The sequence below is a fragment of the Verrucomicrobiia bacterium genome, from assembly GCA_035765895.1.
Classification (GTDB): domain Bacteria; phylum Verrucomicrobiota; class Verrucomicrobiia; order Limisphaerales; family DSYF01; genus DSYF01.
Window position 1 is genome coordinate 1 of sequence record DASTWL010000087.1, and the last position, 17,902, is coordinate 17,902.

A 17,902-nucleotide genomic window follows, 5' to 3' on the forward strand; every position below is an offset into this window, starting at 1 on the left:
AACAACACCCGGTCCGCATCCTCCAGGAAGATGGCCTCACGACGATCCCCACGATTCATCACATGGTAAATCGCCCCCGCGTATTCGATGCGCAACTTGCGCGGCACCCCGCAACCGTCTCACACCAACCAAAACACGTCACTAGTCATCTCTGACCCCTTTACGGCGGCCATTCTGGAACAATGTGTCACCAACATTTATCCGAATGGCAGAACTCTACTTTTGATGTGTCCAGCCTTTGGGGTCAGGTCATCCAGCCTTCGGGGTCAGGTCACCGGCTTAATGATGCTTAGAAAGAGCTACAGTAACTTCGTTTGTATTCGAGTATTCGCCATCCGCAGAATACCAAACTTTCACCTTAAGGTCCGCTATCCCATTCGCTCTTCTTCTATTTAAAAATCCCCAGTTCGGCATTCGAAACGAGACTTTGCTCCAAGATTTTCCCACCACTGCAACCTGTCCGTTTGGTGGGGAGACTGTCATGTTAATCACAACGGGAACCGCGACAATATCAGGGCCAATTGGCTCGGCGATTAGCGCTAAGGGCCTGTCATAAATTATGATTTCCCGGCTCAAATTCGATCGAAAGGCCACGTCTAGATTCAGATCGATCAAGCCTCTTTGTTCATCGTAAACACCTGCAGCTCGAGAACAGACTAATTCAATCGATGGTTGGCTTTCTACCGAACCTCTTGGGACATTCCTGTTTCCAGTTGAGCAAGCACATCCCCCAACCAAACAGGCAGCAAAAACAGTAAAAGTGTTGAGTGCGCGGTTCATAGCCTATTCTAGGGGGTTTTCTTTAGTTGGTTCGGGAGTGTTCCACTTATTGTTATATCCAGTTGGTTCGACGTTTTGACAACTGGGCATCCCGGTTTACACTTATCGACGATTTCTACCTTAATACTCATACTGTAATTTATTCTCCAGCCGTTCCACTGTGGCGATGGTGATGGAATTCCAGGAAAATCCGTAGCACGATCATAACTATCGCCGCTTGGTGTTGACTTGCATCTGTCATCTCCACCGCCGTTTTTGGGGTAATTTGCAGTATCAATATGCCACCGGCCATCTAACGGAACTCCTTGGCTCGTTGATGGGTATGGAATAAAGTCTCCGTTTGGACCAGATAGCGTTAGATGTCCAGCCATCCACTGAATGAGCTTGCAGCACTTGGCAGAATCTGGCTTTTTCATATCGTATGTCACAGCAATATGAAACTCGAAGTAGTTTCCAGCACTGTTAGCTCCGTCCTGTGCGACCCATCCGACTGGAATAATTGCTAGGGATAGAGGCTCACACGCACAGGTTCCAAGTTGGTCAATCCGCGTAATGGGGCAATTGCCAACAAATTCATTTAAATTCATCCCGCCTTGTTCTTCGATGGGATCCCTGTTTGGCCACCTGCCGGTGCTGGGGTTGTAGTAGCGATAGCCGTAGTAGAGCAGGTCGGATTCATCATCCTGATACTTGGTGGAGAACCGGAAGGGATTGGCCTTGGCCATGGGGCCAGTAGCCCGCAGCACTTCACCGAAGGGGCCATACTCGTATTGCGCACTCACGATTCCATCGCTCGCCTTCACCAATGCCACCACGTTCCCATTTCCGTCATAGGCGGCAAAGTGCGTCGAACCGTTTGCAGCATCGTTCATCCATAAAAGCCCCCCCACGCCTCCCGCACCTTGCATTGTCCCGCTCAAGTCCTCTCCCCACGCAAACGAGGCCAGCAGCGAGGATTGTGGATCAAGGGTGGCCAGCAGATTCCAGCCATCATAGACAAAGCGATTGGTGTATTCGCCCACGTAGCCCGTGCCGTCGTTGGTCGAGACAATCTTCTGTATCCGCCGCCCTTGCACGTCGTAGGCAAAATCCAGCCGGAACTTGGAGGCTGTCGGCGCCGCCGCGTCGCTCTCCATTGAAACCAGCCGGTTTTCCGCATCCCAGGTGTAAGTCCAGCGCCCGTCCTGGGTCAGATTGCCATCCGCATCGTGACTGAACACCTCGGGTGTTTGTGGCACGAACACGTTCCCGGTCACGTTGCTGCCACCCGAGGAAACAGTCACTGCTTCCCAGACTGGCGCACTGGTATTTGCCACCCCGAGTTCCTTCCGGAAATACTCGCCCCGGCGATAGGGCGTCTGGCTATTGACCGTCACTGAATTGGTCACGAGCGCCACGCCCATTACATCCACGACCCCGGCCACAGTCCGGTTGGTGTATTGATTGAGCAGGGTCACGGTGTAGTTGTTCGTTTGCAGATTCTGGCCGTTTTGGTCGCCACCCGTTCTAGTCTGCTTCCGGTTCCCGATGTCGTCAAAGCTGTATTCAAACTGCTGCCCCGCCACCGGTGTGCCGTCGCTCCAGTATTTCTTGCCGGAGGTCACCTGCCCCAGGCTGTCATACTCGTAGAGCCAGTAGGAGCCGTCCGCTTCCGTCCCGCGCTCGCGTTGATTGAGCGCATCGAGCTGATGGGCCGCACTGGCCACCACCGCTACGCCAACGGGGGCTTCGACGTCGTTCCGGCGGTTCAAGGAGTTAACGGGCATTTCCGTCCGGACGCAACCCGAAGTTGCGAGGGTGCGGTGGACTCGTGCTCGCCAATCAGATGTTCACAGATTGGTGGATGTGCCGGCTTGGAGCCGCTGCGGCTGCGCGTGCGTAATGTGAATAACATTTCACCCGTCCGACACCGGACTGTAACCCGGCCGGGTCAGGTTGACGGCGGAAGGCCAGCCATGAAACGCATTCTCATCCTGACCGCGGGGTTTGGCGACGGCCACAATGCCGCGGCCCGCAACCTGCGTGAAGCCCTCGAACTCACGGCCGATGACGTGAAGGTCGAAGTGCTCGACCTCTTCGAGTCGTCCTACGGGGCGTTGAACGCCCTCGCCAAGCGCGCCTATCTCGGCATTGTGCAATACGCTCCGACCGTCTGGGCCGGCGTGTTTCAAGTGTTCGACAATCCCACCCTGTTCCGCCAGCAGGTCAATGGCATGGGCCGGCTGCGCGAACGACTCGCCGCCGTGCTCCACGACACGGAGCCCGATTGCGTGGTCTCGACGTATCCGGTTTACGCGCATCTCATCGAGGACATTTACAAGGACCACGCGGAACGTCCGTTCCGTTTCATCACGGTCGTGACGGATTCCATCTCGGTGTGTTCGGCGTGGTATCGCGCCCACAGCGATCTGTTCATTGTCGCCAACGAGCCCACGGCCCGGGTCGTCGTTGCCGGCGGGATCGAGCCGGCGCGTGTCCTGCCGCTTGGGTTTCCCGTCAGTCCGCAGTTCGCGCTGGACCGGCCGGCGGCGCCGGTGCCGCCCGGTAAAGGGGAGCGCCGCAAAGTGCTTTACCTCATCAACACGGGGAAAAAGAAGTGCGGGCGCGTGGTGGATGAATTGTTGGAGCTGGAGCATCTCGACCTGACCATCACCGTGGGGCGCGATGCCGCCCTGAAGGCCAGACTGACCGAGCGCACCCGCGCGCACGGCGACCGCGTGAAGGTGATCGGGTGGACCAACCAGATGCCGCGCCTGCTTATGACGCATCATCTGCTCATCGGCAAGGCCGGCGGCGCGATCGTGCAGGAGGCGCTCGCCGCCCGGTGTCCGATGATCGTGAACCAAGTCATCCCCGGCCAGGAGGAGGGCAACGCCACGCTGATCGAATCCCTGGGCGTCGGCATGATTGCAGTCAAGCGCAAGGCGGTGGTGGCGTGCGTGGCGGAGGCATTTGCAAAGCAGGGCGGGCTTTGGCAGGAATGGCGGAACAAACTCCAACGCGTCAGCCGGCCGGATGCGGCGCTGCGTATTGCCGAACTCGTCCTGAATGAGTGCGAGCGGGGATCGGACGCGCCGCGGAAGATCAAATTGTTTGAGACGGCGAAGCCGCCGGGAGTTCCGCCCGCGCCCGCGCCGGCCATTGTGGGCGGCGGCGCGGCGGGCGCGTTGCTCTGCGACTTTCACATTCACACGAACTATTCCGACGGCAAGCTCGCCCTGCCCGAAGTGATCGATTTCTACGGCAAACGTGGTTTCGATTGCATCTGCATCACGGACCACATCGCCGATCCGCGCCGGTTGATTGGCAAATTCAGCGAGCTGACCAACCTGACGCTCGCGTGGAACCAGTTGGACGAGTATTTCGACGTCATTGAGCGCGAGTGGCGCCGGGCCTGGCGGAAATATGACCTGCTCGTGATGGCGGGGCTGGAGTTCAACAAGGAAGGCTGGACGCGGAAAACGTCCGGTCATCTGTTGGGCATCGATTTGAAGGCGCCGATTGATCCGGCCTTGGACTTCGTGGAGATCATTGCGCAGACGCACAGTCAGGGCGGCCTGTCCGTCGCGGCGCACCCGCACGTGATGAAAAGCGAGTGGGGCAAGAACACGCTCTACCTGTGGGAAAACCAGGAAGTCTTCGCACCCATCATCGACGCGTGGGAAATCGCCAATCGGAACAACATTTTCACGCCCATCGGACTCAAGCGGCTGGCGTTCATCGCCAACAGCGATTTCCACAAGCCCAAGCACATTTACTCCTGGAAAACCGTGCTGCATTGCGAGAAGGATCCGGAAGCCATCAAGCAGTGCGTCCGCACCAACGAGCACATCGCCATCACGCTGTATCGCGATGGTTTGAGCGGCGCCGATCTGCGGCGCCCGGCGGTTGAAGCGGTTGGCCATTCGGCGGCCGAAGGGCTGGTGAACTTCCCGCTGACCGCAGCGCAGGTGGCGCGCTGAGCCGAAAGCTGCCGGGAGTGTTGTCACTAAATTGTCACTTAGCCGTCGCTTGACCGTCATTGAGTGTCCTTTGGTTGCATGCTATCCAGAAGGCGCGTGAAACAGAAAATTCTCGTCGTCGATGATGAGCCGGAGGCGGTTGAGCTGGTGGAGTTCAATCTGAAGGGTGCCGGCTATGAGGTCGCCACGGCGGGCGATGGCGCGGAGGCGCTGAACAAGGCCCGGCGCATCCAGCCCAATCTCGTCATCCTCGACGTGATGATGCCGGAGATTGACGGCATGGAAGTGTGCAAGCTGCTGCGACGTGATCCGGCCACCAGCAGCATTCCCATCATCATGCTCACCGCCAAGGCGTCGGAAGTGGACCGTGTGCTCGGGCTTGAACTGGGCGCGGATGATTATGTTGTGAAGCCGTTCAGCCCGCGCGAACTCGTGCTGCGCGTCAAGAAGCTCCTGGAGCGCGGCAAAAAGGCCGAGGTCGTGAAGGAAAAAATTGTGTGCGGTGACCTGACCATCGACATCCCGCGCCACGCAGTGTTGTGGAAGGGCAAGGAAATCGATCTGACGGCGACCGAGTTCAAACTCCTGAGCACGCTGGCCCAACGCCGGGGACGCGTGCAGTCGCGCGACACCCTGCTGCGGGATGTCTGGGGCTATGAGAGTCTGATCGACACGCGCACGGTGGATACCCACATGCGCCGGTTGCGGGAGAAGATCGGCCCCGCCGCCAAATACCTCGACACCATCCGCGGGGTCGGCTATCGGTTCATTGAAGAATGAGTCTGGCACATGCGCGCGGCGCACCTGGCTGCCGCGCCGGCCCAGGCAGCTCATTTAATGGATTTAACCCCTGCATCGCTTTACCCGCCGTGTGGCCCGCCCTCATCATCGCCCTGGCAGCCATCGCCGTTCTGATCGGGCTGAATTTGTTTTGGCGCCGGCAGGCGCACGAGGTGCAGCTGCAACTGCGCACCGAGGTGGAATCCCAGCGTGTCCATCTGCGTGAGGCGGAACACAAGGCGCAGGCCCAGCAGGCCGCCGTCTTCAACAGCATGGTGGAGGGCGTCGTGCTGCTGGATGACGAGGGGCGCATCCAACTTGCCAACCGGCAGTTCGGCCGGTTGTTCGGCTCGGCGGACAGTTTGAAAGGCAAAACCCTGATCGAAGCCACGCGCATGCACGATGTGGCGGGGCTGGTCGAGGGGCTGAGCGCCGGACAGCCGGCGCAGGGCCGGGAACTGCGCCTTGCCGGCCTGCAGGAACGCTGGCTGGAGGTGAACGCGGCGGCGGTGTTTGACGAACACGGCCGGGCGCAGGGAACCGTGGTGGTCTTTCATGATCTGACGCGTCTCAAAAAGCTCGAGCGCAACCGCGAGGAGTTCGTGGCCAACGTCAGTCACGAGTTGCGCACGCCGCTCTCCCTCATCAAGGGTTACACCGAAACCCTGCTCGACGGCGCGAAGGATAATCCCGAGGTGGCCGTGAAATTCCTGCAAACGATCGACCGCAACGCCGAGCGGCTGAAGCTGTTGATCGAGGATTTGCTGACCATTTCCGAACTCGAATCCGGCCGGATTCGGCTGCAGGTGAAGGCGGTGCCGCTGCTGCCGTTGGTGGGCAAACTGTGCGAGGACTTCAAACCGCGGGCCTCGGCGCGGGGCGTGACGCTGGTCAACGAAGTGCCCGAACTCACGGCGCAGGCGGACCCGGACCGATTGCAGCAGGTGCTCAGCAATCTGGTGGACAATGCCATCAAATACGGACGTTCCGCCGGTGTGGTCGCGATCAAAGCCCGCGTGGCGGAGGCGGGGCGCCTTGAAGTGTGCGTGGCCGACGACGGACCGGGGATTCCGGAGGACGCCCGGGAGCGCATTTTTGAGCGGTTTTACCGCCTGGACAAGGCGCGTTCGCGGGAACAGGGCGGCACCGGCCTCGGGCTTTCGATTGTGAAGCACATCATCCAAAGCCACGGCGGCAAGGTGTGGGTCGAGAGCGAGCCGGGCCGCGGCAGCCGGTTTTATTTTTCCCTGCCGCAATCCTGAACGCCGCCGCGGGGTCTGTGAAAACCTTGAATCCGGCGCGGGCATTCCGTTAACTCTCCGCGTGCCGACCAAAGTCATTGCCGTGGCCAACCAGAAGGGTGGGGTGGGGAAGACCACCACCGCCGTGAATCTGGCGGCCTGTCTCGCCGCGGCGGGCAAGCGCATCCTGCTCTTCGACCTCGATCCCCAGGCCAACGCCACGAGCGGAGTCGGGCTGGAAAAATCCGAGGGCGGCAGCGCCTACCGGCCTTTGCTGGGGGAGGGCACGTTGCTCGACAAGATCAAACCCACCGCGTATGAACGGTTGGAGGTGATTCCGAGCGAACTTGATTTGTGCGGGGCGGATTTGGAGCTGGCCCGGGCGGAAAACCACCTGTTGCGCGTGGCCACGGCGCTGCAACCGGTGCTGACGGCGGATCGCTTCGACCTGGTGATCATGGATTGTCCGCCTTCGCTCGGCATGCTGACGTTGAATGCGTTTGCCGCGGCGGACAGCCTGATCGTGCCCCTGCAATGCGAGTATTATTCGCTGGAGGGCATTTCGATGCTGCACCGGCTCATCAACCAGTTGCACGAGGCGGGGGTGAATCCACGGCTGGAAATTTTTGGCGTGCTGATGACGATGTATGACGGCCGCACCAAGCTGGCCCAGCAGGTCGTCGGCGAGGTGCGGCAGCATTTCGGGGACAAGGTTTTCGAGACGCAGATCCCGCGCAGCACGCGGCTGGCCGAGGCGCCCAGCTTTGGCAAGCCGATCATTCATTACGACAAATACAGCGCCAGCGCCGCGGCTTACGAGGTGCTGGCCCAGGAAGTGTTGGCCCGGCTGACCGGCGCGCCCGTGCCGGATGCGGTCGTCGAGCCCGCCCCGGTTACTTAACCACCATGCCGCGACAAGCCGTCGAAATGCTGGTCGAAGACGCCTTCATGGAACTGGAGGACGTGAAGGTGTTGCGTTTGAAATGGCCGGACAACTTCGCGCCCGACTTCAAGACCGGGCAGTTCATCACCCTGTTCTGGCCGGACGCGCCGTCGTATCGCCGGGCTTACTCGGTTTGCTCCTGCGCGCTGAACCGGGGCTATTACGAAATCGCCGTCAAGCGCGAGGGCAAGATGGGCACCCGCATCGTGGATTGGGCCAAAATCGGTGACCGCTTCGGCGTGCTGGAGCCGGCGGGCAAGTTTCTGCCCGTGTTCGAGCCGGGCAAACGGCTGGTGTGCATTGCCGGCGGTTCGGGCGTCACGCCGTTTCGCGGGTTCGCGCGCGAAGCCACGTGGCGGAAACTGGAAACGCCCATCACGATTCTTTACAGCGTGCGCACGCCGGCGGACATCATTTTCAAGAACGAATTCCTCCAGCTCGAGGATGCCAATCCGCACGTGAAATTCACCGTCACCTGCACCCGGCTGGCGCCGGAAGATCCGTGGCCCGGCCGGCGCGGGCGGGTCGATGCCGCGTGGATCAAGGAGCAAGTGGCCGATTTGCCCAACACCGTGTTTTACGCGTGCGGCCCGACGGTCATGGTGGAGTCGGTGGAAAAGATTATCCTGACCGAACTCGGCGCCGCCAAGGAACAGATGAAGACGGAGAAATGGGGCTAGCCGTCCGCTGATGGCAAATGCGGGCCTTGGCAATTATACCCCCCGATTTCGGTATTTGTTCGCGGCGCAGAATGCTTATTGTTGACGGGCCATGTTGAAACGCACACCACTATTTGCAGCGCACCAGCAGTTGGGCGGCCGGCTGGTTGAATTCGGCGGATGGGAAATGCCCGTCCAATACACGAGCATCGTGGAGGAACATCAAGCGGTGCGCCAGGCGGCCGGCTTGTTTGATATTTCCCACATGGGCGAGGTGTTCGTCCGCGGCGCGGCGGCGGAAGCCTTCCTGAACGCCACCCTGACCAACGACGTGCGCAAACTGACGCCGGGCACGGGTCAATACACCTTGATGTGCAACGAACGCGGCGGCGTGGTGGACGACCTGTATTGCTACCGGCTCGCGCCGGCCGAGTTTCTCCTCATCATCAATGCCGCCCGCATTCCCGACGACGTGGCGTGGCTCGAACAACGGCTGGCCGCGTTTCCGCAAAAGGACGCGGTGACGCTGCTCAATGCCTCCGACGAAATGGCCGCCGTCGCCTTGCAGGGCCCGCGCGCGCGCGGGCTGATCGATCCCTGCTTTGCCGGCGGGCAGCCGAGCACGTTGAAGAAAAACCAGATTGGCTCGTTCCGGTTCAACGGCACCAGTGTCTGGGTCGGATGCACCGGCTACACGGGCGAGGACGGTTTTGAAATCATCGCACCGGCCGCGCAGATCACGGCCATCTGGAACGCCCTGCTGGCGGCGGGCGCCAAGCCGTGCGGGCTGGGCGCACGCGACACCCTGCGCACCGAAGTTTGCTACCCGCTTTACGGTCACGAATTGAACGAGGACACCACGCCGATTGAAGCCGGACTCGGCTTTTTCGTGGCGCTCGACAAAGGCGAATTCACGGGCCGTTCCGTGCTCGCCGGGCAAAAGGCCAACGGCGTCACGAAGCGCTGCGTCGCCTTCAAAATGACCGGCAAATCCGCGCCGCCGCGGCCGCACTACGCGATTTTCAGTGCCGGACCGGATGCGGCCAAAGTCGGTGAAGTCGTCAGCGGCACGCAAAGCCCTTCGCTCGGGATCGGCATTGGCCTGGGCTACGTGCCGCCCGCCCTGGCCCGGCCGGAAACGCCCCTTCAGATTGAAATCCGCGGCCAGTGTTTTCCCGCGATGGTGGTGCCCAAACCGATTTACCGAAAAGCTGTTTGACCTCGAACCTCTGCCACCCCTGAATGGAGCCCTGTTATGTCGAATGTTCCTGCTGACTTGAAATACACGAAATCGCACGAATGGGTGCGGGTTGCCGGCGACGTGGCCACGGTGGGCATCACCGACCACGCGCAACAAGAATTGACGGACATCGTCTTCTGCGAAGTGCCGACCGTGGGCAAAACGCTCAAGGCCGGCGAACCGGCGGCCGTCGTCGAATCCGTGAAGACGGCGAGCGACATTTACACCCCGGTTTCCGGCGAAGTCATCGAAGCCAACACCGCACTGGCGGACAATCCGGCGCTGGTGAATCAGGCGCCGTTCGGCGAAGGCTGGTTCTTCAAGGTCAGGCTGTCGGCCCCGGCGGAAGTGGCGGGCCTGATGACGCCCGAAGAATACTCAACCCAGATCAGCGGCCATTGAATGGACGCGGCGGTCATTTCATCGGCCCGGCCGGCCGGGCGGGTTTGCTTTTCACCTGCCGGTGCGCCACTGTTTGACGTGAAACCCAAGCGCGTCAGATTGTTTATCAAGCCCTATTGCGGCTGGTGTCACAAGGCCATGCGCTGGCTCAACGAGCACCAGGCGGACTACACCGCCATTGACGTGACCACGGACGAAATCGCGATGGCGGAAATGGTCCGGTTGAGCGGCGGGGAAATCGTTCCGGTGATCGAAGTTGACGGTCGCGTTCTGGCGGATTTCGGTCCGGAGCAACTGGCTGAATTTTGGGAGCGTTTGGAGCAAGAGAATGGCCGCAACTAGTCCTGTCACCCCGTCGAAACCACGTCCGCGCCTGCCGGAATGGCTGCGCCTCAAACTGCCGGCCTCCTCGGCCTTCGAGCAAACCCGGGCGCTGCTGTCGGAATTTCGCCTGCACACCGTTTGCGAAAGCGCCAAGTGCCCGAACCACTGGGAGTGCTGGAGCAAAAAAACCGCCACGTTCATGATTGCCGGTGACCGCTGCACGCGCGCCTGCAGCTTCTGCTCCATCGCCGCCGCCAAGCCGCTCGACCTCGATCCCGAGGAGCCGTTGCGGGTGGCCGAAGCCACCCGACGCCTCGGCCTGCGGCATGTCGTTGTCACGGCGGTGGCGCGGGATGATCTGGCCGACGGCGGCGCCGCCCATTTTCGTCAGACCATTGAAGCCATCCGGGCGCGGAATCCCGGCATCGTCATCGAAATCCTGACGCCCGATTTTCAAGACAGCGACGCGGCGATTGACAATGTGCTCGCCGCGCCGCCGGACATCTTCAATCATAATCTGGAAACCGTCCGCCGATTGACGCCCTCGGTGCGCCATCGCGCGACGTATGACCGCTCCTTGAGCGTGCTGCGCAAAGTGAAGGAGCAGGCGGGCGGGCGTCTGCACACGAAATCCGGCATGATGCTCGGCTTGGGTGAAACCGAAGCCGAAGTGCTCACGGCCATGCGCGACCTGAGGGACGTCGGCTGCGACATTCTCACGCTCGGCCAGTATTTGCAGCCGACGCTGGAGCAGCGGCCCGTCGTCGAGTTCGTTCCGCCGGCGCAATTCGACAAGCTGGGCGAGCAGGCGCGGGCGCTGGGGTTTCTGCACGTGGCAAGCGGGCCGATGGTCCGCAGCTCCTACCACGCGGATGAATTCTCCGCTGCGTCAGCGTCCGGGTTGCGGGAAGTTGTGGCGCAGGGCGTAGATTGAGCCCGCCAGCACCACGATGGCCAGGATGACGGCCACAATGGTGGCGATGGTTTTCAGCACGCGGGCCTGTTGCAACGTGGAGCGCGAACGTTCCCGTTCCGTCTCGGCGAACAGCGCAAATTCCTTGTCGAGCGACAGCACCTCCTCCACGTCCTCGCGCAGCTTGATGCAAAACCACTCGCCGGCGGATTCGGCCCAGACGGGCGGCAGCTTGGTCAACGTCTCCGCCGCGGCGCGGGTGAAAATGTTCTGCTTCCAGAACGGCGCGCTTTCCCGGGTCCAGACGCGGACGGTTCCGTGATTGGCCGCCACCGTTTGCAGTCGTTCCCAGAGCAGCGGACGCACGACATCGGCGACGCCGAAATCGGTGAAGCCCTCGCTGTGCAGCAACGCCTGCTTGCCGGCCACTTGAAACCCAACGGCGCCCACCAGCTTGCCCGCCGCATCCACGGCCACCTGGAATTCAGTCAGGCGCCGGTCCAGCCCGTTGATCGGGAGGTTCATGGATTGCCACAGCGTCGTCAGCGCGGGCAAATCTTCCACGGTGGCCCGGCGCACGGTGAACTCGGAGGCGTTCATGTGATTTAGTTTGCCGGCGCTTGGGTTCGCATTGGCTGGGCAGAGCGGGCTTGGTTCGCCGCGGCCACAAATTGCACGGCGAGGCGGGTCAGGCCTGACCAGTCTTCGGCTTGGAGCAGCTTGGAAGAGACGAGCGATCCGCCCACGCCCACGGCCGGACATCCGGCCTGGAAAAAGCCGCCAATCGTGTTCAGGTCCACACCACCGGTGGGCACGATTTTCAGATGCGGCAGCGGCGCCCGCAGGGCTTTGATGTAACCGGGCCCGAGGTTGTCGGCCGGGAAAATCTTGATCAGGTCGGCGCCGGCTTCATGCGCCAGTTGGGCTTCCGTGGGCGTGTAGGCGCCCAGCATGATCGGCCGGCCGGCATGATGCGTGAGCGCGACCAGTTCCGTCCGGCAGATGGGTGTGACCACAAACTGCGCGCCCGCATCGAGCGCCGCCTGACAATCGGCCGGCTTGAGAATCGTGCCCACGCCGATCAGGGCGCGTTCGCCGAGTTTTGCGGCGGCGGTGCGGATGGCCGCGATGGCATTCGGGGTGGTCATGGTGATCTCGATGGCATTGACGCCGCCGGCCAGCAGGGCTTCGGACAAAGGCAGCACGAGTTCCGCCTTGGGTGCGCGCACTACGGCAATGACTCCCGGATGGGTCAGTTCCTCGAGAATTTGGGCTTTGCTTCGCATGATGATGAGCCGGCTGCACTGCGGCAGACCGCTTGTTTTGACGCGCCGCCAGCAAAGAGAGGGCGGCGGTTCAGCGCAAGCCTATTTGCGCGGTGGCCGGCCGATTTCACCGACCTTTTGCGTGAATTCATCGCCGGGCCTGTTATGTTGAGCCGGCCAGCACCCATGAAAACCTGTCCCGTTTATTTGAACGGCGATTTCGTTTGCACGGAGGAGACGTTTCCGGTTTGCAATCCCGCGAACGGGGAGCCGCTCGCTCGCATGTCGCTGCTCACTCGCGAGCGCGTGGCCCAAGCCCTGGCCGATGCCGAGGAGGCCTTCGCCGTCTGGCGCACGGTCACTGCCAGGAGCCGGAGCGAGCTGCTGCGCCGGATTGCCGCGGAACTCGAACGCCGCCGGACGGAGCTGGCGCGCGTGATCACCCTGGAAAGCGGCAAACCGCTCACGCAAAGCCTCGGTGAAGTGGCCATGGCGCTGGCGCATTTGCACTGGTTTGCCGAGGAAGCGCCCCGCGCCTACGGCCGGTTCCTGCCGGCCATGCTCGATGGCAAACGGCACCTGGTGATCAAATCACCCGTCGGGGTGGTGGGCGCGGTGACGCCCTGGAACTTCCCGCTCATGCTGCCCGTCCGCAAAATCGCGGCCGCCCTGGCGGCGGGTTGTCCGGTGGTTTTGAAGCCGTCCGAACTCACGCCCATGACGGCCGTGTTGCTCGCCGAATGCATCGATGCGGCCAAACCCGTCCCGTCGGTCTTTCAACTGGTCATGGCCCCGGCGGAAGACGTGGCCCGGGAATTTGCGGAAAACCCGCGCTGCCGGAAGATCACGTTCACCGGCTCCACGAACGTGGGGCGGCAGTTGATTGCCTGGGCCGCACCCACGGTGAAACCGCTGCTCCTGGAACTCGGCGGCCAGGCCCCGGTGCTGGTGTTCGACGATGCCGATCTTTACCAGGCCGTGGATGGCGTGGTGCTGGCCAAGTTCCGGAACTCGGGCCAGTCGTGCATCGCCGCCAACCGCATTTATGTGCAGCGCGGCCTCTACGAGGCCTTTGTGCAAACCCTGGTGGAACGGGTGCTTGCCATGAAAACGGGCAACGGACTCGACCCAAACGTGGACGTTGGCCCGCTGATCAATCAGGTCGCGGTGGCGCGCGCGGCTGAACAGGTGGAAGACGCACTGCGCGGCGGGGCAACGGTGCGCTGTGGCGGCTATGCGCAGGAAGGGCCGGGAAACTTTTTTGCGCCCACGGTGCTGGCGGAAGTTCCCCGCGGCAGCCTGTGCATGCTCGAAGAAACGTTCGCGCCCATCGCACCCGTCTGTGTGTTCGACCACGAGGAGGAGGGCATCCGGCTGGCGAATCACAACCCGGCCGGCCTGGCGGCGTATGTGTTTACCCGCGACCTCGCACGGTCGTTTCGCCTCATGGAGGCGCTCGAAGCCGGCATCATTGCCATCAACGACGGACTGCCCACCACCAGCCACGCGCCGTTTGGCGGCCTGAAGCAGAGCGGCTGGGGCCGCGAACTCGGCAGCGAGGGGCTCGACGCGTTTCTGGAAACGAAACACATTTCCATCGGGCTCTGAGCCTGGTTTTCCCTGCTACTGGTTCTTTTCACTCAGATACACTGCACCACCGAGATGCTCTACTCCTTCGCTCTTTCCAGGCGGGACATCTGCGGGATCGAACGGCACATGTGCGGGATCGAAGATCCATACGTATTCATAGTGGGCGTGTGAACCGAAGCGAATCACGACATGGGCCGGAAGATTCGGAAGATACTCGTAGTCCTTAACAACCCAAGGATAGTGCCCGTCAGGAGATAGCAGGGAATGCAGCTTTGTGATCGCAGGGCTGTTGGTTTGCCAATCTGATCCCGCTTGAAAATTACCGAGGATGAAATTCGCTTCTTTGCCTAAAGCATCCGTTCCCCCGACATCTCTGATTGCCGTTTCAGCTTGTAGTCTCATATCGCTACTCGCGCGCGAGCCCTTTTCAGAACAGCCCACAAGGAACTGCAAGGTGATCCAAGCAACCATTGCTATGATAAATGGGGCGGTTCTTGATATTGGCATATTATTTCCCACGTGCCTTTCGCTCCTGATTCGGCAGATGATGCAAAGGGGCGGGGGCCCATTTGCAACCGCTTCGCGATCCATTTCACTGTCGCCACGTTCGTCGCTTCACCCAGCACGTTCACCTGCCCCGGCACCTTCCGGCTGCTGTATGGGTTGAGCAGATTCAAACTCAGGGCAGCAGTGAAATGACTGCGCCAGTCCAGCGTAGAATTCCCTTCAAATCAAGAGCTCAAACGGCACGGGCGAGGATTTGTTCTGCTGGTGTCCGGGGCGAATCGTCGGTGTGCGGCAGGCGCCCGGAAAGCAGCGTGGCCGTTTGGGGCAGGTCATGGTCGGCTTCGATTTCGATCCGATTGTTCGGCCATGCGCGTCAGCCCGCGCTGACACCCAAACGCCCTTTCTGCCCGGCTCCGCGTTTCCCTGCTGTTGCTCCCTGTTTTCCTCACGACAGCGCCCTGCGGAGCCGGGCAGCCCCAAATTCACGGATGGTCGGCCTGCAACGCGGGCTTCACGTTCGCCCGGTTCGGTGCGTCGATCAGCGCCGCCAGTTCACGGCCAAACGCGGATAGCATGTGCCGCACCGGCGGCGAGGGTTCACGCCATTCCGGGGCGCCCGCACAGAAGAACTCACGGCGGGTGCGGGTGGCTGCCTGCTGCAATTGCGCGGCGCCGCTTTCATCCGGTTGGGCCGCGCCGGCCACCGGACCGAACACCGCCACCAAGGCGCCCGGTCCGGCTTGACGCGCGCCGGCCCATTCTGCCAGCCAGGTTGCCAGACCCGGCACCAGCGCTGCGCGAGTGTGGGCCGCAACGATGACAATGTCCGCATGAGCGGCTTGCCGCGCCGCGGTCCTGGCCAGCGCAGGAAACTCGAACAAATCCGTTCGCCACATCGCGACCGTGAGGGCGGCCTCGCCGGCCATCTTTTCCGCGATCCATTCGCACATCTGCCGGCCCCGCAGTCCGGCCGCAAAATTCTCATACGCCAGGAGGACGCGGCACGCCGGCCCGGTCGCAACCGCTGGCGGCTTCCGCCGTATGACCCGCACTTGGACGCGTTGGGCGGCTTCTGACATGGTGGCATCCTGACGCAGCCCCGCCGGGTTGTGAATCATGTGAACCATGGTTGCCCCATCGCAAAGAACACGATGTGGTGTGAGGCTCACGAATGGCGTGGATTCGGTTCCGAAATGTCGGTGGCTGCGACCGATGGAGTTTTCGCAGGAGCCATCCGGGCCGTGGCGAGGCGGGCGCGAATCAGTTTCATGACGACGAAAGATTCCCGTTCCCGTTCTTCCAACGTGTCGAGGATGCGGGCAATCGTTTCGCGGTAGTCCGGGATGAAGAGCTTGGCCAGCGCGTTGCAGCGACGCTGTGTTTTGCGCAGCTCACGGGCCAGCCGGCGCACGGCATTTTCCAGTTCCGCCAGCTCGGCCAACGGGGGCAGCAGGGCGGAAAATTGCCGCCACGCCTCCGCCGTGCTGGCGGACGTGCCGCCGACCCCGAAGGGAATGGCCGCTTCGGTCAGGGGCCAGGTCACGTGTGGGATGCGCAGTCCCATCAGGTGTTGCTCCGTAATGGCGGGTCCTTCGCGTTCCGGCACGCCCAATGCCGCGCGGTCGAGCGCGACCGAGCCAAGGTCCAGCTCGGCTTCGCGCAACGCCGCGTGCGCGGCGCGCAGGGCGTCCGTCACCTGCGCTTCGATTTGCCGGGCGCGGGCCAGCCGGTGCATCAATTCAAACACGAGAATGCGGCGCTTCTGCTCAAGCAGGTCGTAGCCTTCCTCGGCGAACGCGAGCTGGCGTTGCAGGACCAGCAGGTTCGATTTTGTAGGGGCGATGTTGAGTCTGGCCATGTGACAATATTTTGCTCACGCGGCGGCCGCGGGCGGGGCGGGGTGGTAATGCTGTTGCAGCAACGCATCACTCAAACGATGCAGCTCGTCGCGCGGCAGCAGCGCCAGCACCTCCCAGCCCAGGGCAAGCGTCGTGCCGATGGGGCGGTTTTCGTATTCTCCCTGGTTCAGGAAGCGCATTTCAAAGGCCTCGCCGAATTTCAAGTATTGCTTGTCCAGCGGGCTCAGTTCCTCTTCGCCAATGACGTCCGCCAGTCCGCGCACGCGTTTCACGTAGGCGTAACAGGCGAACAACTGGCTCGCGAGCGCCGGATGATCCTCGCGTGTGTAGCCGCGGCCCACGCCGTCCTTCATCAGGCGCGACAAGCTGGGCAGGCCGGCGATCGGCGGATACACGCCGCGCTGGAACAGGTCGCGGTCGAGCACGATCTGGCCTTCGGTGATGTAACCCGTCAGGTCCGGAACAGGATGGCTGATGTCGTCGGCCGGCATCGTCAGTATGGCCATTTGGGTGATCGACCCGGGCGAGCCTTCGATGCGTCCGGCCCGTTCGTAAAGGCTCGCCAGATCGGAGTAGAGATAGCCGGGATACCCCTTGCGGCCGGGAATCTCCGCGCGCGCCGTGCCGACTTCGCGCAGGCTTTCGCAATAGTTCGTCATGTCGGTCAGCAGGACGAGCACGTGCTGCCCGCAGTCGAAGGCCAGATGCTCGGCCAGCGTCAGGGCCACGCGCGGCGTGAGGAGCCGTTCCACGCTGGGGGCGTCCGCGAGCGAGAAAAACATGGCCGCACGGGCCAGCGCGCCCGATTCCCGCAGGTTGCGGATGAAGAATTCGGCAACGTCGTGTTTCACGCCCATGGCCGCAAAGACGATGGAAAAATCGACGCGCTCCTCGAGCAGCCGGGCCTGCCGCACAATTTGCGCGGAGACGCGGTCGTGGGGCAGGCCGTTGCCGGAGAAGATGGGCAGTTTCTGGCCGCGCACCATGGCGTTCATCCCGTCAATGGCTGACAGCCCCGTTTGGATGAATTCGCGCGGATAACGGCGGGCGTAAGGATTGATCGGAAGGCCGTTCACATCCCGGCGGTCCACGGAGAGCGATGCCGGCCCGCCGTCGGCCGGACGCCCGAGCCCATCGAACACCCGCCCCAGCATCTGCCGCGACACCGGCAGGCGGAAGCTCTCGCCCAAGAAATGCGTGCGCAATGAATCGTGGGCGAGTCCAGTCGTGCCTTCCAAAACCTGCACGACGGCCTGTTCGCTCGAAATGTCCAGCACACGCCCGAGCCGCGACTGGCCGGCGGAGTCACGAATTTCCACCATTTCGTCGTAGCCCACGTCGCGCACCCGCTCGATCACGACGAGCGGCCCTTCGATGCGCGCGGCGCCCCGGTATTCCAAACCATGGTCATGCACGTTGAGTGTGAGCGGGTTCATG

19 protein-coding genes are annotated in these 17,902 nt (G+C 62.0%); 10 read left to right on the forward strand and 9 right to left on the reverse strand.

The genetic code is table 11. The features are described from left to right. The 3 genes from VFV96_16735 to VFV96_16745 form a co-directional block, all read right to left on the reverse strand. A partial coding sequence (locus tag VFV96_16735; GenBank protein ID HEU5072052.1) for a transposase occupies positions 1 to 107 on the reverse strand: 107 nt, incomplete at its 3' end. Positions 108 to 279: 172 nt separating this feature from the next. Continuing rightward, complete coding sequence (locus VFV96_16740; protein HEU5072053.1) at positions 280 to 780, reverse strand: hypothetical protein; 501 nt, start codon at positions 778 to 780, stop codon at positions 280 to 282. A gap of 8 nt (positions 781 to 788) precedes the next feature. Next, positions 789 to 2,531, reverse strand: coding sequence for an RHS repeat-associated core domain-containing protein (locus VFV96_16745; protein HEU5072054.1), 1,743 nt, complete (start codon positions 2,529 to 2,531; stop codon positions 789 to 791). A gap of 204 nt (positions 2,532 to 2,735) precedes the next feature. Here VFV96_16745 and VFV96_16750 point away from each other — a divergent pair, with 204 nt between their 5' ends. The 9 genes from VFV96_16750 (at position 2,736) to lipA (ending at position 11,265) form a co-directional block, all read left to right on the forward strand. Continuing rightward, complete coding sequence (locus VFV96_16750) at positions 2,736 to 4,742, forward strand: PHP domain-containing protein (protein HEU5072055.1); 2,007 nt, start codon at positions 2,736 to 2,738, stop codon at positions 4,740 to 4,742. Positions 4,743 to 4,820: 78 nt separating this feature from the next. After that, positions 4,821 to 5,522 (forward strand): response regulator transcription factor, encoded by a 702-nt coding sequence (locus tag VFV96_16755; protein HEU5072056.1) that lies wholly within the window; start codon positions 4,821 to 4,823, stop codon positions 5,520 to 5,522. An 89-nt stretch (positions 5,523 to 5,611) separates the two neighbouring features. Next, a complete protein-coding gene (locus VFV96_16760; GenBank protein HEU5072057.1) occupies positions 5,612 to 6,784 on the forward strand; it encodes an ATP-binding protein in 1,173 nt (390 codons plus the stop codon). A 61-nt stretch (positions 6,785 to 6,845) separates the two neighbouring features. After that, positions 6,846 to 7,664 carry a ParA family protein gene (locus tag VFV96_16765; protein ID HEU5072058.1) on the forward strand — a complete coding sequence of 273 codons (819 nt, stop codon included), beginning with the start codon at positions 6,846 to 6,848 and terminating at the stop codon, positions 7,662 to 7,664. A gap of 5 nt (positions 7,665 to 7,669) precedes the next feature. Beyond that, positions 7,670 to 8,386 carry an FAD-binding oxidoreductase gene (locus VFV96_16770; GenBank protein ID HEU5072059.1) on the forward strand — a complete coding sequence of 239 codons (717 nt, stop codon included), beginning with the start codon at positions 7,670 to 7,672 and terminating at the stop codon, positions 8,384 to 8,386. A gap of 91 nt (positions 8,387 to 8,477) precedes the next feature. Next, positions 8,478 to 9,584, forward strand: a complete 1,107-nt coding sequence (gcvT, locus tag VFV96_16775; protein ID HEU5072060.1) for a glycine cleavage system aminomethyltransferase GcvT — start codon at positions 8,478 to 8,480, stop codon at positions 9,582 to 9,584. Positions 9,585 to 9,620: 36 nt separating this feature from the next. Further along, positions 9,621 to 10,007 (forward strand): glycine cleavage system protein GcvH, encoded by a 387-nt coding sequence (gcvH, locus tag VFV96_16780; protein ID HEU5072061.1) that lies wholly within the window; start codon positions 9,621 to 9,623, stop codon positions 10,005 to 10,007. A gap of 78 nt (positions 10,008 to 10,085) precedes the next feature. Further along, complete coding sequence (locus tag VFV96_16785; protein HEU5072062.1) at positions 10,086 to 10,349, forward strand: glutaredoxin family protein; 264 nt, start codon at positions 10,086 to 10,088, stop codon at positions 10,347 to 10,349. After that, complete coding sequence (gene lipA / locus VFV96_16790; protein HEU5072063.1) at positions 10,336 to 11,265, forward strand: lipoyl synthase; 930 nt, start codon at positions 10,336 to 10,338, stop codon at positions 11,263 to 11,265. The genes VFV96_16785 and lipA overlap by 14 nt, the downstream gene beginning before the upstream one ends. Here the strand turns inward: lipA and VFV96_16795 are convergent. Both VFV96_16795 and VFV96_16800 read right to left on the reverse strand, forming a co-directional pair. Next, positions 11,221 to 11,844 (reverse strand): hypothetical protein, encoded by a 624-nt coding sequence (locus VFV96_16795; GenBank protein HEU5072064.1) that lies wholly within the window; start codon positions 11,842 to 11,844, stop codon positions 11,221 to 11,223. The genes lipA and VFV96_16795 overlap by 45 nt on opposite strands. 5 nt (positions 11,845 to 11,849) lie before the next feature. Then, positions 11,850 to 12,530 (reverse strand): bifunctional 4-hydroxy-2-oxoglutarate aldolase/2-dehydro-3-deoxy-phosphogluconate aldolase, encoded by a 681-nt coding sequence (locus VFV96_16800; GenBank protein HEU5072065.1) that lies wholly within the window; start codon positions 12,528 to 12,530, stop codon positions 11,850 to 11,852. Positions 12,531 to 12,695: 165 nt separating this feature from the next. On the opposite strand from VFV96_16800, the gene VFV96_16805 reads away from it, so the two are divergent. After that, positions 12,696 to 14,117, forward strand: coding sequence for an NAD-dependent succinate-semialdehyde dehydrogenase (locus VFV96_16805; GenBank protein ID HEU5072066.1), 1,422 nt, complete (start codon positions 12,696 to 12,698; stop codon positions 14,115 to 14,117). A gap of 15 nt (positions 14,118 to 14,132) precedes the next feature. Here the strand turns inward: VFV96_16805 and VFV96_16810 are convergent, their stop codons facing one another. The 4 genes from VFV96_16810 to VFV96_16825 form a co-directional block, all read right to left on the reverse strand. Next, entirely contained in the window at positions 14,133 to 14,570 is a 438-nt protein-coding gene (locus tag VFV96_16810) for a hypothetical protein (GenBank protein HEU5072067.1), read from the reverse strand. Between the two features lie 518 nt (positions 14,571 to 15,088). After that, positions 15,089 to 15,724, reverse strand: a complete 636-nt coding sequence (locus VFV96_16815; GenBank protein ID HEU5072068.1) for a hypothetical protein — start codon at positions 15,722 to 15,724, stop codon at positions 15,089 to 15,091. Between the two features lie 47 nt (positions 15,725 to 15,771). Next, a complete protein-coding gene (locus VFV96_16820; protein HEU5072069.1) occupies positions 15,772 to 16,464 on the reverse strand; it encodes a V-type ATP synthase subunit D in 693 nt (230 codons plus the stop codon). 15 nt (positions 16,465 to 16,479) lie between these two features. Beyond that, complete coding sequence (locus tag VFV96_16825) at positions 16,480 to 17,901, reverse strand: V-type ATP synthase subunit B (protein HEU5072070.1); 1,422 nt, start codon at positions 17,899 to 17,901, stop codon at positions 16,480 to 16,482. Position 17,902: the final 1 nt, after the last annotated feature.